The organism is Paenibacillus pinistramenti (genome assembly GCF_005869875.1).
In the GTDB taxonomy this organism is placed as follows: Bacteria; Bacillota; Bacilli; order Paenibacillales; family Paenibacillaceae; genus Fontibacillus; species Fontibacillus pinistramenti.
This window is the reverse complement of the sequence record NZ_VAWG01000018.1, coordinates 47,243-61,898: the sequence shown is the minus strand read 5'-3', so window position 1 is coordinate 61,898 and position 14,656 is coordinate 47,243. Positions and strand designations below refer to the sequence as shown.

Annotated in this window: 13 protein-coding genes and 1 rRNA gene; 13 read left to right on the top strand and 1 reads right to left on the bottom strand. The window is 50.9% G+C overall.

All coding sequences use genetic code 11. The features are described 5' to 3' along the window. Positions 1-129: 129 nt before the first annotated feature. The 8 genes from rrf to pssA all read left to right on the top strand — a co-directional run bounded on the left by rrf (position 130) and on the right by pssA (position 8,884). Positions 130-246 (top strand): 5S ribosomal RNA (rrf, locus tag FCN15_RS16485). Between the two features lie 531 nt (positions 247-777). Then, positions 778-1,239 (top strand): CtsR family transcriptional regulator, encoded by a 462-nt coding sequence (locus tag FCN15_RS16480; RefSeq protein WP_138496071.1) that lies wholly within the window; start codon positions 778-780, stop codon positions 1,237-1,239. 36 nt (positions 1,240-1,275) lie between these two features. Continuing rightward, positions 1,276-1,791, top strand: a complete 516-nt coding sequence (locus tag FCN15_RS16475; protein WP_138496070.1) for a protein-arginine kinase activator protein McsA — start codon at positions 1,276-1,278, stop codon at positions 1,789-1,791. A 15-nt stretch (positions 1,792-1,806) separates the two neighbouring features. Further along, entirely contained in the window at positions 1,807-2,874 is a 1,068-nt protein-coding gene (locus FCN15_RS16470; RefSeq protein WP_138496069.1) for a protein-arginine kinase McsB, read from the top strand. A 49-nt stretch (positions 2,875-2,923) separates the two neighbouring features. Further along, positions 2,924-5,368 (top strand): ATP-dependent Clp protease ATP-binding subunit, encoded by a 2,445-nt coding sequence (locus FCN15_RS16465; RefSeq protein WP_138496068.1) that lies wholly within the window; start codon positions 2,924-2,926, stop codon positions 5,366-5,368. 186 nt (positions 5,369-5,554) lie between these two features. Then, on the top strand, positions 5,555-6,922 hold the full coding sequence (gene radA, locus FCN15_RS16460; protein ID WP_138496067.1) for a DNA repair protein RadA: 1,368 nt from the start codon (positions 5,555-5,557) through the stop codon (positions 6,920-6,922). A 13-nt stretch (positions 6,923-6,935) separates the two neighbouring features. Further along, positions 6,936-8,012 (top strand): DNA integrity scanning diadenylate cyclase DisA, encoded by a 1,077-nt coding sequence (disA, locus tag FCN15_RS16455; RefSeq protein ID WP_138496066.1) that lies wholly within the window; start codon positions 6,936-6,938, stop codon positions 8,010-8,012. A gap of 149 nt (positions 8,013-8,161) precedes the next feature. After that, a complete protein-coding gene (gene pssA / locus FCN15_RS16450; protein WP_138496065.1) occupies positions 8,162-8,884 on the top strand; it encodes a CDP-diacylglycerol--serine O-phosphatidyltransferase in 723 nt (240 codons plus the stop codon). Positions 8,885-8,985: 101 nt separating this feature from the next. Here pssA and FCN15_RS16445 read toward each other — a convergent pair whose 3' ends face one another. After that, on the bottom strand, positions 8,986-9,381 hold the full coding sequence (locus FCN15_RS16445) for a nucleoside triphosphate pyrophosphohydrolase family protein (RefSeq protein WP_138496064.1): 396 nt from the start codon (positions 9,379-9,381) through the stop codon (positions 8,986-8,988). A 188-nt stretch (positions 9,382-9,569) separates the two neighbouring features. Between FCN15_RS16445 and FCN15_RS16440 the strand changes: the two genes are divergently transcribed. From FCN15_RS16440 to cysE, 5 genes are all read left to right on the top strand, one after another. Beyond that, complete coding sequence (locus FCN15_RS16440; RefSeq protein ID WP_138496063.1) at positions 9,570-10,655, top strand: PIN/TRAM domain-containing protein; 1,086 nt, start codon at positions 9,570-9,572, stop codon at positions 10,653-10,655. A 75-nt stretch (positions 10,656-10,730) separates the two neighbouring features. Continuing rightward, complete coding sequence (gene ispD / locus FCN15_RS16435; RefSeq protein ID WP_138496076.1) at positions 10,731-11,432, top strand: 2-C-methyl-D-erythritol 4-phosphate cytidylyltransferase; 702 nt, start codon at positions 10,731-10,733, stop codon at positions 11,430-11,432. Next, positions 11,432-11,914: a 2-C-methyl-D-erythritol 2,4-cyclodiphosphate synthase gene (ispF, locus tag FCN15_RS16430; protein WP_138496075.1), complete on the top strand. Its 483-nt coding sequence runs from the start codon at positions 11,432-11,434 to the stop codon at positions 11,912-11,914. Before ispD ends, ispF begins: the two co-directional genes overlap by 1 nt. 146 nt (positions 11,915-12,060) lie before the next feature. Then, complete coding sequence (gene gltX, locus FCN15_RS16425; protein WP_138496074.1) at positions 12,061-13,521, top strand: glutamate--tRNA ligase; 1,461 nt, start codon at positions 12,061-12,063, stop codon at positions 13,519-13,521. Between the two features lie 427 nt (positions 13,522-13,948). Beyond that, entirely contained in the window at positions 13,949-14,641 is a 693-nt protein-coding gene (gene cysE / locus FCN15_RS16420) for a serine O-acetyltransferase (RefSeq protein ID WP_138496062.1), read from the top strand. Positions 14,642-14,656: the final 15 nt, after the last annotated feature.

The following is a 14,656-nucleotide window of genomic DNA, read 5'->3' as shown; positions in this document are numbered from 1 at the left end:
AAAATATTGTTTCGTATCCAGTTTTCAGGTGATCAAACATCTGAACCGATTTTTAAGCTGCATGCCTTTTATAAGGTCTGATATTTTGCTGAAGCGGTAACGCAGAAGTGAAGCAGCGCAAAAATCACGTTTGGTGGCGATGGCGGAGGGGTTCCACACGTACCCATCCCGAACACGACCGTTAAGCCCTCCAGCGCCGATGGTACTTGGACCGCAGGGTCCTGGGAGAGTAGGACGCCGCCAAGCAAATGAAAGACCACTGTTGATAGATTTCAACAGTGGTCTTTTTGTGTTTTCCACATGTGAATAAATTGTAGTTTTGATAAATGAATCCCCAGAATTCCGAGGTAAAGCTGGAAATAGGGCATGTTTATACACATATAATTCTGGCTCATATGGGATCGGGGGATTTTTCAATAATAGTTCTCCACAAATTCACAAAGCTATCCCCACCATACACAGCTTGTTATAATATAATTTATACAAACTGGCTTGAGATGAATGAATTCGGATAAATTGGGGATAACATTATTCTGAACTGGGCAGAAAGGGTAACCCATACATAGATTGTTCGTATCGAGGCCTCCAGAATATTTTTGAAAGCTGTCAGCAGCAAGGAATAAATCCATTACACCAGACCAAAACTAATATCCATCAGAAACACTTGGCAAAATAAAAAAGTGTGCTATAATAATGATAAAGTCAAAGAAAGTCAAAGTCAGTACAGTCCGATGTTACGCTTATACTTATGTTTAAGAACTGAGGAGGGAGAAGGTAGTGCGCAACATTTCGGATATTATTGAAAAGTATCTTAAAAGTATGATGCATGAAAGTCCTTCCGGAGCTGTAGAAATTCAGCGAAATGATTTGGCTGATAAATTCTCCTGTGTGCCTTCGCAGATCAATTATGTAATCAGTACAAGGTTCACGCTTGAGAAAGGATATATCGTTGAAAGCAAACGCGGCGGCGGCGGCTATATCCGGATCAGACGCGTTGAGCTTCCCGGACCGGTGTCGCTTCATTCTCATCTTCATCAAACCATCGGTTTGGAAATCGGGCAAATAGCTGCTGAAGGGCTGATTTATCAGCTGGAGGAAGCCAAGGTTTTAACGCACCGGGAGGCTAATTTGATGAGGGCGGCAATATCGAGGGATGTATTATTGCTTAAAGTTCCTTACCGGGATCAGATTAGAGCGAATATGATGAAAGCTATGCTCATTTCTTTGTTAAGCGAGTAGAGGAAGAACAGATATTTCGTTAAGGAGGGATACGGTATGCTTTGTCAGGAATGCGGTAAGCGCCCGGCCAGTCTTCATTTCAGCAAAATTGTAAATGGAGAGAAAAGCGAATATCATTTATGTGAAACCTGTGCAAGGGATAAAGGGGAATTGATACCTGGAACTTCAGGCGGATTCTCCATTCACAATTTGTTATCGGGATTACTTAATTTTGAGACCGTTGAGCAAGGAAAACGAGCATCGAATCCCGAAAACTTAAGGTGTGAAGTCTGCGGCATGACTTATTCCCAATTTAGTAAAATGGGCAGGTTCGGCTGCAGCTCTTGTTATAAATATTTTAATGACCGTTTGGACCCGCTCTTCAAAAGAGTTCACGGAAGTACTGTCCATACCGGGAAGGTTCCCGTTCGTGTCGGGGGGGAGATCCTTACGAAACGGAAGATCCAAGATCTGAAGCGACACCTGCAGGACAGCATCAACCATGAAGAATTTGAAACAGCAGCACAGCTTCGGGATGAAATCCGGGAGCTGGAGAGGCAAATCAGCGAGTAATAGGGGGTCGGAACCATGAGTGCTCTCCGTTTTACCGAGCAGCCGCTAAGCCACTGGATGAAGACGACCGGGGCGGAGTCGGACATTGTGATCAGCAGCAGAGTGCGGATTGCCCGAAACCTGCTGAAGCATCCTTTTCCGCTGCTGGCTACCAATCAGCACTTGGCAGAGGTTCAAGAAGAGCTGAAAGAAGTGTTAACGGACTCAAGACTTAAGACATTTGGGGAACTGCTTCCCATTGAGCTTTCCCAGCTGGATGAACTGAATAAGAAAATGCTGGTCGAGAAGCACCTGATCAGTCCTAACCTGGCTAATGAGTCCAGAAATGGTGCGGTTTTTATAAGTGATGATGAAAGTTTGAGCATCATGGTCAACGAAGAAGACCATCTGCGCATCCAGTGCTTGTATCCGGGGTTTCAGATTAAAGAAGCCTGGGAGAAAGCGACGGCTGTGGACGATATTTTTGAAGACCATGTGAACTATGCTTTTGATGACAGAAGAGGATACTTAACCAGCTGTCCGACAAATGTAGGAACAGGCCTTAGAGCTTCTGTTATGATGCATTTGCCTGCGCTGGTGCTTACGCAGCAGATCAATCGGATTCTTTCAGCCGTTTCCCAAATCGGGTTGACGGTGCGGGGGATCTACGGTGAAGGCAGCGAAGCAATGGGGAACTTGTTTCAGATCTCAAATCAGATTACACTGGGACAAAGCGAGGCGGAAATTATTGACAACCTCCGCAGCGTTGTTCTCCAGATTATTGGCCATGAGAAGGCGGCAAGAGAACGTCTGATCAATGAATCGCGGCTTCGCGTAACCGACCGTGTGATGCGTTCCTTCGGCATTTTATCCTATGCGGCAATGATTGATTCGAAGGAATCGGCGCAGCGGTTGTCTGATGTGCGGCTCGGCGTTGATCTTGGCCTGATCGAGGGTATTACCCCGCAGTGCCTGAATGAGCTGATGGTTCTGACGCAGCCGGGCTTCTTATACAAAAGCTATGACGGCAAAATGGAACCGGGCGAAATGGATACGTTTCGCGCTAAGCTCATACGGGAGAAACTGGGTAATAGTTTGAAGTAGGATTTTTCGAATAAAAAGGTAAATTCACCAATCATGGAGGTGCAGGAGAATGATGTTTGGACGATTTACGGAACGCGCACAAAAAGTGCTGGCCTTGGCTCAGGAAGAAGCGGTAAGGCTCGGCCATAATAATATCGGTACAGAACATATTTTGCTGGGGCTGATTCGTGAAGGAGAAGGCATCGCGGCTAAAGCGCTTGTCGGACTCGGCCTTGGACTTGAGAAGATTCAGGATGAAGTGGAGACATTGATTGGACGCGGCCAGGAACAGCCGACCAATATTGCATATACACCGCGCGCCAAGAAAGTGATTGAGCTTTCGATGGACGAAGCCCGGAAGCTGGGCCACACATATGTGGGAACAGAGCATATTTTGCTTGGCTTGATTCGTGAAGGAGAAGGCGTTGCAGCCCGCGTGCTGAATAATCTGGGCATCAGCCTGAACAAAGCGCGCCAGCAGGTGCTGCAGCTGCTTGGAAGCAGCGAAGCGGTATCCAGCCACCACGGCCAGCCGGCTAATGTGAATACGCCGACACTGGACAGCTTGGCCCGTGACCTGACGGCTTTTGCGAAAGAGGGCAATCTTGATCCGGTTATTGGACGCAGCAAGGAGATTGAACGCGTCATCCAGGTGCTTAGCCGCCGCACGAAGAATAATCCGGTGCTGATCGGTGAACCGGGCGTAGGTAAAACAGCTATCGCCGAAGGCTTGGCCCAGCGGATCGTGGACAACGAGATTCCGGAGACACTGCGCGACAAGCGGGTTATGACTCTGGATATGGGATCGGTAGTAGCCGGAACCAAATACCGCGGTGAGTTTGAGGACCGTCTGAAAAAGATCATGGATGAAATCCGCCAGGCAGGGAACATCATCCTCTTTATCGACGAGCTGCACACGCTGATCGGCGCAGGCGGCGCAGAAGGCGCCATTGACGCTTCCAACATTCTGAAGCCGGCGCTGGCACGGGGCGAGCTGCAGTGCATCGGCGCCACCACGCTGGATGAATACCGCAAATATATCGAGAAGGACGCGGCGCTTGAACGCCGGTTCCAGCCGATTACGGTGGACCAGCCATCTCCGGAAGAAGCGATCCAGATTCTGATGGGGCTGCGTGACCGGTATGAAGCCCACCACCGAGTGAAAATTACGGATGAGGCAATCCATCAGGCAGTGAAGCTGTCCGACCGTTATATCTCTGACCGGTTCCTGCCGGATAAAGCGATTGACCTGATCGACGAAGCGGGCTCCAAAGTAAGATTGAATTCTTACACAGCTCCGCCTAACCTGAAGCAGCTCGAAAGCCGTTTGGAGGACATCCGCAAGGAGAAAGACGCGGCTGTACAGTCCCAGGAATTCGAGAAAGCGGCGGCTCTGCGGGATACCGAGCAGAAGATCCGCGAAGAGCTGGAGACAACGAAGAACCAGTGGAAAGAGAAACAAGGGCGTACAGATTCCGAAGTTACGCCAGAGGATATTGCTCAGGTGGTGGCAAGCTGGACCGGCATTCCGGTTAACAAGCTGAAGGAAGAAGAAACCGAACGTCTGATGAACATGGAGCAAATTCTTCATGAGCGTGTAATCGGCCAGGAAGAAGCCGTTAAGGCGGTCAGCCGGGCGATCCGCCGGGCGCGTGCCGGCCTGAAGGATCCGAAACGTCCGATGGGCTCGTTTATTTTCCTCGGACCAACCGGTGTAGGTAAAACCGAGCTTGCCCGCGCGCTTGCGGAAGCGATGTTCGGTGATGAAAATGCGGTAATCCGGATTGACATGTCCGAGTACATGGAGAAGCACTCCACGTCCCGTCTGGTCGGAGCGCCTCCAGGGTATGTGGGATATGAAGAGGGCGGCCAGCTGACGGAGAAAGTCCGCCGCAAGCCTTACTCAGTTGTCCTGCTGGACGAAATCGAGAAAGCACACCCAGAAGTATTTAACATCCTGCTGCAGGTGCTTGAAGATGGACGCCTGACCGACTCCAAAGGACGTGTGGTTGACTTCCGCAACACGCTGATCATTTTGACTTCCAACGTGGGTGCAGAAGCGATTAAACGCAACACAACGATGGGCTTCACAGCAGCAGTCGATGCCGGGGCAGATTACGACAATATGAAAGGTAAAGTGATGGATGAGCTCAAGAAGAGCTTCCGTCCGGAGTTCTTGAACCGGATCGACGATATCATCGTGTTCCATTCCCTTCAGGAAGTGCACATCGCACAAATCGTTACGCTCATGTCCGACGAGCTGCGCAAGCGGCTGCGTGAGTTCGATGTAGACTTCCTGCTTACGGATAATGCTAAAGCTTTCTTGGCCAAAGCGGGATTCGATCCAGCCTATGGTGCGCGTCCGCTCCGCCGGGCCATCCAGAAGCATATTGAGGACCGTTTGTCCGAAGAGCTGCTGACTGGCAAGGTGAAGAAAGGCGATTCGCTCATCATTGATGAAGAGAATGGCGGACTGACGGTGAATCCGGCAGGCAAAATTTCCTCTGAAGCTTAAAGTGAAATAAAGGGTAGGGTTAAGGCTGCTTTGACACCTGGTGTCGGAGCAGTCTTTTTTACAATCCTAAACATAAAGCATTTTTAACCGATGAATAAGGTAGGAGAAATTGCACGGGAAGAACTTTTGTTCTGTCAGGAGAAGTGGTAAAATTTTTAAATATGAATAGGGAATAAGGAGAGGTCAATGGCTAAGACTAAAACGAAGTTTTTCTGCTCGGAATGCGGCTACGAAACACCTAAATGGTATGGAAAATGCCCGGGCTGCGGCGCCTGGAACTCCATGGTGGAAGAACTGGAGACGGTGGTTAAGACACAAGGAATGGGAACCGGTATTTTCCAAAGTAAAGAAAAGCCTCTTCCCATCATAAGCATAGATAGTGGTACAGAGCAGCGGGTGCAGACCGGCATTGGTGAGCTGAACAGAGTGCTTGGCGGGGGGCTGGTACCGGGATCGCTGATTCTGGTCGGCGGGGATCCGGGGATCGGCAAATCGACCCTGCTGCTTCAAACCTCGCATGAGCTGGCCAAGTCAGGTCTTAGAGTCTTATATATATCCGGTGAAGAATCCGTCCGCCAAACGAAAATGCGTGCAGAAAGACTGGGCGCTCTATCCCCCGAGCTCTACGTGTTATGCGAAAGCAGTGTAGAACGGATCGAGGAAGCGATTGACAGCGTTAAACCGGATTTTCTGGTCATTGATTCTATCCAGACCGTGTATTTGTCGGAAATAACGAGTGCCCCGGGAAGCGTCTCTCAGGTGAGGGAGTGCACCGGGCGGTTTATGCGCATAGCTAAAGGTCAGGGAATAGCGACGGTGCTCGTTGGCCACGTTACTAAAGAAGGAGCGATAGCGGGCCCGCGTATGCTGGAGCATATGGTGGACTGCGTGCTATATTTCGAAGGCGAGCGTCACCATACGTACCGGCTGCTGCGTGCGGTGAAGAACCGGTTTGGCAGCACGAATGAGATCGGAATTTTTGAAATGAACGAGTCGGGTCTAACGGAGGTTTCCAATCCTTCCGAGCTGTTCTTATCGGAGAGATCGGCAGGTGCGGCCGGGTCCACGGTAGTGGCCAGCATGGAGGGCACCCGCCCGATGCTGGTTGAGCTGCAGGCGCTGATTGCGGCAACTCATTTTCCGGCGCCAAGACGAATGGGTACCGGAGTGGATCTCCACCGGATGAATTTGATTATTGCTGTGCTGGAGAAACGGATGGGAATGTTCCTGCAGAACCAGGACGCATACCTGAATGTGGCGGGGGGCGTAAAGCTGGATGAGCCGGCTGTAGATCTGGCGATTGCAGTCAGCATTGCGTCGAGCTTCAGGGATGTCCCTACCAAGGCGGATGACGTGATCTTTGGCGAAATCGGTTTGACAGGGGAAGTCCGGGCGGTGTCCCGGGCCGAACAGAGGGTGAAGGAAGCGGCAAAGCTTGGCTTTAAGCGGGTGATTTTACCGGAGAAGAGCTTGAAGGGCTGGAGCAGTCCCAAAGAAATAAAGGTTATTGGCGTAAATACGGTTGCTGAGGCGCTGTCGGCCGCGTTAAATTAGGGGGCAAGAAGGAATGAAGGAACCAAATCAGCTGGATAAAATGAATGACCTGCTAAGGCTTGTCGCTCCGGGGACCGCTTTTCGGGATGGGCTTGAGAACGTGCTTCGGGCGAAAACCGGCGGACTGCTTGTCGTTGGCTACAGCCCAGAAGTAATGGAGGTAGTGGAGGGCGGATTCTTTATCAACTGCGACTTCTCCCCCAACTATTTATATGAGCTTGCCAAGATGGATGGGGCCATCATATTGAGCGAGGATTTAAAGCGGATCTTATACGCGAACACGCAGCTGATCCCCGATTCGTCTATCGCATCTTCGGAAACGGGAATCCGGCACCGTACTGCCGAGCGGGTAGCCAAACAGACGGGGAAGCTGGTCGTTTCCATTTCCCAGCGGAGGAATATTATTACCTTGTACCAGGGTGGGCTGCGGTATGCCTTGAAAGAGATCGGTGTCATTCTGACGAAAGCCAACCAGGCGATTCAGACGCTTGAAAAATATAGATCCGTGCTCAATCAGGCTTTGACGAATCTGTCAGCATCCGAATTCGAAGAACTGGTTACTCTGCCTGAGGTGATTAATGTCATTCAGAGGGTGGAAATGGTCATCCGCGTGAAGCTTGAAATCAAACGGTTCATAAATGAGCTGGGAACGGAAGGGCGGCTGATCAGCATGCAGATGGAAGAGCTGGTCAGCAATATGGAAGAAGAAGCCTGGCTGCTTTATAAGGACTATGCCAAAGAAGATGAAGATGACGCGATCCGGGAGATCATTATCGGGCTTAAGCGTTCCAGTGATGATGAGCTTCTTGATACCCACCATATTACCCGTCTTCTGGGTTATCCTGCTGCATCCGCGACATCTGAAGAAATCATCGCACCCCGGGGATACCGGATTCTGAACAAGATTCCGCGCCTGCCAAATGTTATTATTCACAATCTGGTGGAACGCTTTGCCCATCTGCCGGGCGTCATGATGGCTACCATCGAAGAGCTGGATGAAGTGGATGGAATCGGGGAGTCACGGGCCAATGCGATAAAAGAAGGACTTAAACGCCTGCAGGAGCAGGTATTTATTGACAGGCAAATCTGATTCATCTAAAATACATGGATGCGGTCATTTAGGCATTAAGTTGTATAAGATGTAAGGTTATTCCAGCAGATGCTGGTTTTCCAGCCGACGCCGGAGGGTATGATATTGAATTCGGCTTGTTTGGGAAACAATAATACAGAGGTGAAGAAATGATAACTAAATCAATTCCGAACATGTTTACGCTTGGTAACTTGTTTCTCGGAATGATCGCGATCATGCTGACACAAAGCGGAAAATTCAGCTTAGCGGCCATCATGGTTATTGTCGCCATGCTGCTTGACGGGCTTGATGGCCGTGCGGCAAGAGCGCTGGGCTGTCAGAGTGAATTTGGCAAGGAGCTGGACTCGTTGTCTGACGTGATCTCCTTCGGGATTGCGCCGGCGATGATCATGTACAGCATTTCGTTCCACAGCGTCCCCACAGCGCTGGCCTGGATCGTCACCGCCATCTTTCCTATGTGCGGCGCACTTCGCCTGGCACGTTTTAACGTCCGGCCGGGGATTCCAGGATACTTTGTCGGTCTGCCTATTCCGGCAGCAGGCAGTGTACTTGCCACTCTGTCTTTATTTCATAAGGAGATCGGCGCTCCGTACTTTATCGTCGCCATGCTGCTCTTGTCCTATTTGATGGTCAGCACGGTCCGTTATCCGAATTTCAAGAAAATCGGCCTGCCGCGCAAAGCGGTGTGGATTGCCCCGTGGATTGTCGTTGCTGCGATTATCATTGCAGTTAAATTCCCGGAGGAGCTTTCCAAGCTGATCTTTGTGCCGCTTGTCCTTTATGCCCTCTACGGGTTCAAGCAGAACGTCGAACGTTTGTTCAAACGCAAAAATGCTTCCTCCGAAGAGGTTTACCGTTCCAAGAACTCATAACTTTTCATATCAAGTGAAAGAAGCCGTCCGGAATCCGGGCGGCTTCTTGTTATTGCGCGTTATTGCGGAAGTTTCTGAAGATTCCGTCTATGGTGATTTTTTTAAGATAAGTTAAACAATCCTAAAGTGCTGCATTTCCTGGATTCCTTCTCTACGACCTCGTCCATATTGATATCCAGCAGGTTGCAGAGTGCGGACATGTAAAATAAACTCCGGCCCAGCTCGCTGCTGATGGCCTCCCGGCATTGATCACACAATTGGCCGTGCACATGCTTGCCCACGACTTCTTTGGCCTGCTCGAGGCCCATTTCCGGTTCAAAAATCTGCTTGGTTGCATGGAGCTCAATGCAGCCGCATTCCGTTACCGCTTTAACAACAGCCCGGTTGACCGAAGAGCTGCTTTGGCCATTTTTGGAGAGGACATCCAGCAGACTGCGGTGACGGAGCAGCAATTCGGAGACTTGTTCCTGAAAAGACTGTAAGGTTAATGCGCTCATTATTCCATCCACCTTTACCTTATGAAGTTGCATTTATTATAGTCCACGCCTAAAACCATTTTCAACCAAAAACGATCGGGGCTTTCTGCGGACCTTTTCCTCCTTTTGAAAAATTATTTGCTGACTGCCGGATTGAAATTCCAGCATTTGGTTCATACTGAGTAACAAAAAGGAGGTGAAAGGACTCCATGTTAAAGAGAGCCTTTCAAATTATCGCAGGCGTATGCGGAGCCTGGGCAGGATATACCAATGAAACTGCATATCAACTTTTTCCGCAGTCCTTCAAAAATGCTATAGATTCTATGAATGAATGGGTTGTTCATCTTATTTTTGCTGCTGCAGGAGCTTGTTTGTTCTTGTTGATCTTTTCGATTTTTGCCAACATGATCTCCAACCGTGTGCTTTCCGGCATTACGTCCCTTGCGCGTCAACCGATGGATCAGCTTGCCGCTGGAGCAGCAGGGCTGATGGCGGGACTTCTTATCTCCATTCTTTTGTACCCGGCTACAACCTGGCTTGGAGAGATGAGTGACTGGGTTCGCCTGGCTGCAGCCTGCCTGCTTGGTTATGCGGGTTTGCGCGTTGGTCTGGAGAAGAAGGAGGAATTGGGTTCTTTCTGGAAATCGGGAAAATGGAATGCTGTCCAAACGGAAGAGAAGCCGGCGCATGAACACAAAATTCTGGATACCAGCGTCATTATTGACGGCCGGATCGCCGATATCTGCAAAACAGGATTCATTGAAGGCACGATCGTTATTCCGCAGTTTGTGCTGGAGGAGCTGCAGCATATCGCTGATTCCTCGGATCTGTTAAAGCGGAACCGCGGGCGCAGAGGGCTTGATATCCTGAACAAAATCCAGAAGGAACTGGATGTGCAGGTGCTGATCTACGAAGGCGATTTCGAGGAAATTTCGGAAGTCGACAGCAAGCTGGTCAAACTGGCCAAGCTGCTTCACGGCAAAGTGGTAACCAATGACTTCAACCTGAACAAAGTGTGCGAGCTGCAGGGCGTATCGGTGCTGAACATTAACGATTTGGCTAACGCGGTCAAACCGGTGGTGCTGCCCGGCGAGGAAATTATGGTGCAGGTCATCAAGGACGGTAAGGAGTACGGCCAAGGCGTTGCATACCTGGATGACGGCACGATGATTGTCGTTGAAGGCGGGCGCGATTATATCGGCGCCATTACGGAAGTGCTGGTGACCAGCGTGCTGCAGACTTCTGCAGGACGGATGATTTTTGCGAAACCGAAACTGTTGGAAAAAGCCCAATAACAAGGTATGATGGATGAAGGCAATTCCTACATCATATAGAACAGGGCAGGGATACCATTGGCGGAATCAGCAGCGATGCGGCAGGCTGGGGTAGTTATTGTGGCCGCTGGCCGCGGAACACGTATGGGAACGTCCGAAAGCAAGCAGTATCTGCATCTGGACGGTAAACCGATCATCGTACATACGCTTGAGGTTTTCCAGAAGGAACCGCTGGTATCGGAAATTGTACTGGTGACCGGCCAGCAGGATATTGACCGCTGCAGGCAGTGGGTAGACAGCTTTGGGCTAAGCAAGGTGACGAGGGTCATTTCCGGCGGCGCGGAGCGTCAGGATTCAGTATATAAAGGGCTGCAGGAGCTGACGGCGGAATGGGTGCTTGTGCACGACGGAGTCCGTCCGTTTGTGTCCGGCGCTCTTATTCGTTCGTGCTTTGAAGGAGCCTTGGACAGCGGGGCTTCGGTACTGGCTGTTCCCGTCAAGGACACCGTAAAGGTTGCGGATGCGGAGGGTTATGTAAGTGCTACACCGGACCGGCGGAGCTTGTGGGCCATTCAGACCCCACAGGCTTTTCGGCGTTCTGAGCTGATGCGGGCTCACGAACAGGCCAAGGCGGACGGTTTTACAGGCACCGATGATTCAATGCTGGCCGAGCGGCTCGGCATGAAGGTGAAGCTTGTGGACGGCGATTATTCCAACATTAAAATTACAACACCCGAGGATCTGGATTACGCAGCGTTTATCCGGTCCAAGCGGGAGCGGCAGGGAGAGGATAAATGATGATCAAGGTAGGACAAGGCTTTGACGTGCATCAGCTGGTGGAGGGGAGACCTTGCATCATTGGCGGGGTAACGATTCCTTATGAAAAAGGGCTGCTCGGCCATTCGGACGCAGATGTGCTGCTTCATGCGGTCAGCGACGCTATTCTGGGCGCGATCGGCGAGGGAGACATCGGCCGGCATTTTCCGGATACCGATCAGGCTTTTAAGGATGCAGACAGCCTGAAGCTGCTGGAGCAGGTATGGGCGATGGTGGAGAAGCGGGGGCTTAAGCTCGGCAACCTGGATGCTACGATTATTGCGCAGCGTCCGAAGATGGCGCCGTACATTCCGCAGATGGTGGAGATTATTGCGGGGGCTTTAAAGACCGATCCGGCAAACGTCAATGTCAAAGCGACTACGACGGAGCAGCTCGGCTTTACCGGACGGGGCGAGGGGATTGCGGCCCAGTGTATTGTCTGTCTTGTTCAAGATGTGCTATGATCGTGAAATGAACCCGGGATTTCAGGCGTAGATGCGCTGATGCCGGGTAATTACTTTTATTGCTGAAATTACTTTTATTGCTGAAATTACTTTTATTGCTGAAATTACTTTTACTGCAGAAATTTGTCATTATGGAGGGGACATATCTGATGAGCGAGTTACGGGTACGTTATGCACCGAGTCCGACAGGACATTTACATATCGGCAATGCCAGAACCGCATTGTTTAACTATTTGTTTGCCCGCAGCCAAGGCGGCAAATTCATTATCCGCATTGAAGATACCGATGTGAAGCGGAATGTGGCCGGAGGGGAAGAAAGCCAGCTGAAATATCTCAAATGGCTGGGCATGGACTGGGATGAAAGTGTCGATGTCGGCGGGGATTACGGTCCTTACCGCCAGACAGAACGTCTGGATATTTATAAGGAATACTGGCAGGATCTGCTGGACCGCGGCCTTGCTTACAAGTGCTATTGTACGGAAGAAGAACTGGAAGCGGAGCGGGAAGGTCAGCAGGAGCGCGGTGAAACCCCGCGTTACTCGGGCAAATGCCGCCATTTGACGGCGCAGCAGCGTGCCGCTTATGAAGCGGAAGGCCGCGTGCCGAGCGTTCGGTTTACCGTGCCCCAGGGCCGTACTTTTACATGGGATGACCTCGTTAAAGGCACGATCAGCGTAGAATCGGATATCTCCGGTGACTTCGTCATTGTGAAGAAGGACGGCATCCCGACTTACAACTTTGCGGTCGTCCTTGACGATCATCTCATGAAGATCAGCCATGTGCTGCGCGGTGAAGACCATGTGTCCAACACGCCGCGGCAGCTGATGATCTATGATGCGTTTGGCTGGGAGCCGCCGGTATTCGCGCATATGACATTGATCGTCGGCGAGAATCACAAGAAACTCAGCAAGCGCGATGAGTCGATCATCCAGTTCATTGAGCAGTACGACAAGCTCGGCTATCTGCCGGAAGCGATGTTCAACTTTATTTCCCTGCTCGGCTGGTCGCCGGAAGGGGAAGAGGAATTTTTCACGCGTGAGCAGTTAATTGAAATTTTTGACGCAAAACGGCTGTCGCGCAGCCCGGCGGTATTCGACTCCAACAAGCTGGCGCATTTGAACAATCACTATATTAAAAATGCCGATCCGAAGCGGATTGCCGATCTGGCCATCCCGCATCTTCAGCAGGCCGGCCGTCTGCCGCAGGAGCTTGCGCCCGAGCAGCAGCAGTGGGCTGAGGATCTTGCAGCGCTGTACCAGGAGCAGATGACGGCGGCTTCAGACATCGTGGCCCTGTCGGATTTGTTCTTCCGCACCCATTTGGAGCTGGAGACTGAAGCTGCGGCTATTTTGGCTGAAGAGCAGGTGCCTGCAGTACTGCGGGCCTTTCTGGATAAGCTCACCGCTTCCGAAGAATTCAATGCTTCGCAGATTGCGGCACTGATCAAAGAAGTTCAGAAGGAGACCGGCTTTAAAGGCAAACAGCTGTTTATGCCGATCCGCGTGGCCCTGACAGGTCAAATGCACGGCCGTGATTTGAATCAGACTATTTATTTGCTGGGCAAAGAGAAGGTGCTCGACCGCCTGAAATCTCAAATTAAAGGTTAAAAGCCGGGTCCCGGTTCTTGTCATATGGAAATCTTTTGAGTAAGATGAATGCATACGTAATCATATCGCACCAGCAATGAACAGGAGAAGTAAGCCTGTTGACGCACCATACAGAGAGGATGACCGGCGGATTCTTTGCGGAAGCTGCCAGGCTGAGAGTTGTCCGGGAAGCGCACGGCTGAAATGCACCTGGGAGCTGCCGCTTGAAGGCGCAGGAATTTGACTTGCATCGGTATTTCCTGTTTACCCGTAGAGTGGGCCGCCTTGTCCCCGTTAAGGACACTTGAGTTGATCTCTTTATTTCTGGAGATAAGCAGAGTGGGACCGCGTGGTTAACGTCTCTGCAGCATGATGCTGCGGGGGCGTTTTTTATATGCAGAGAGAAAGATAGGTTTCTACATGGGATCAGACAAGGAGAGGGTCAGGTATGTTTAAGTCGTTCAAATCCGATATCCAAGCTGTCTTTGAAAATGATCCTGCAGCCAGAGGATGGTTTGAGGTTGTGTTTACGTATTCGGGACTGCACGCCATATGGAACCACCGGATCGCACACAAATTTTACCAAAAAGGCTGGTATACGGTTGCAAGGATCATTTCGCAGGCCAGCCGGTTCTTCACAGGCATAGAAATCCACCCGGGGGCCGTTATCGGCGAACGCTTATTTATTGATCATGGCATGGGTGTGGTGATTGGGGAAACCTGTGTCATCGGGGATGATGTCGTTCTCTATCAGGGGGTAACGCTTGGGGGGAGCGGCAAAGAGAAGGGAAAGCGCCACCCGACTATCGGCAACAATGTCGTTATCGGCTCGGGAGCCAAGGTGCTGGGTTCCTTTAAGGTTGGGGATCAGAGCAATATTGGTGCCAATTCCGTTGTGCTCCAGGAGGTTCCGCCAAATACAACCGTAGTAGGCATCCCGGGCAAAGTGGTCAAACAGGGCGGCAAGCGGACAGACCGCTTGAATCAGGAGCTGCCCGATCCGATTATCGAAGCGCTGCAAAGCATGAACAGGGAAATTGACAGACTCCGGACGCAGGTGCTCGATCTGCGCAGCCGGCTTGAAGAACAAGAATCGGAAGCGAAAGAGGCGGCAAAGGTTCCTTCCGGTCACTCAGAATGACCTGGCTGGTTTAAG

Bases quoted from the DNA above. Each gene is read 5' to 3' on its own strand.
- pssA (WP_138496065.1), top strand. From the start codon at position 8,162: ATGATAACTAAATCAATTCCGAACATGTTTACGCTTGGTAACTTGTTT.
- FCN15_RS16470 (WP_138496069.1), top strand. From the start codon at position 1,807: ATGAGTGCTCTCCGTTTTACCGAGCAGCCGCTAAGCCACTGGATGAAG.
- disA (WP_138496066.1), top strand. From the start codon at position 6,936: ATGAAGGAACCAAATCAGCTGGATAAAATGAATGACCTGCTAAGGCTT.
- ispD (WP_138496076.1), top strand. From the start codon at position 10,731: ATGCGGCAGGCTGGGGTAGTTATTGTGGCCGCTGGCCGCGGAACACGT.
- radA (WP_138496067.1), top strand. From the start codon at position 5,555: ATGGCTAAGACTAAAACGAAGTTTTTCTGCTCGGAATGCGGCTACGAA.
- cysE (WP_138496062.1), top strand. From the start codon at position 13,949: ATGTTTAAGTCGTTCAAATCCGATATCCAAGCTGTCTTTGAAAATGAT.
- FCN15_RS16465 (WP_138496068.1), top strand. From the start codon at position 2,924: ATGATGTTTGGACGATTTACGGAACGCGCACAAAAAGTGCTGGCCTTG.
- FCN15_RS16440 (WP_138496063.1), top strand. From the start codon at position 9,570: ATGTTAAAGAGAGCCTTTCAAATTATCGCAGGCGTATGCGGAGCCTGG.
- FCN15_RS16475 (WP_138496070.1), top strand. From the start codon at position 1,276: ATGCTTTGTCAGGAATGCGGTAAGCGCCCGGCCAGTCTTCATTTCAGC.
- FCN15_RS16445 (WP_138496064.1), bottom strand. From the start codon at position 9,381: ATGAGCGCATTAACCTTACAGTCTTTTCAGGAACAAGTCTCCGAATTG.
- ispF (WP_138496075.1), top strand. From the start codon at position 11,432: ATGATCAAGGTAGGACAAGGCTTTGACGTGCATCAGCTGGTGGAGGGG.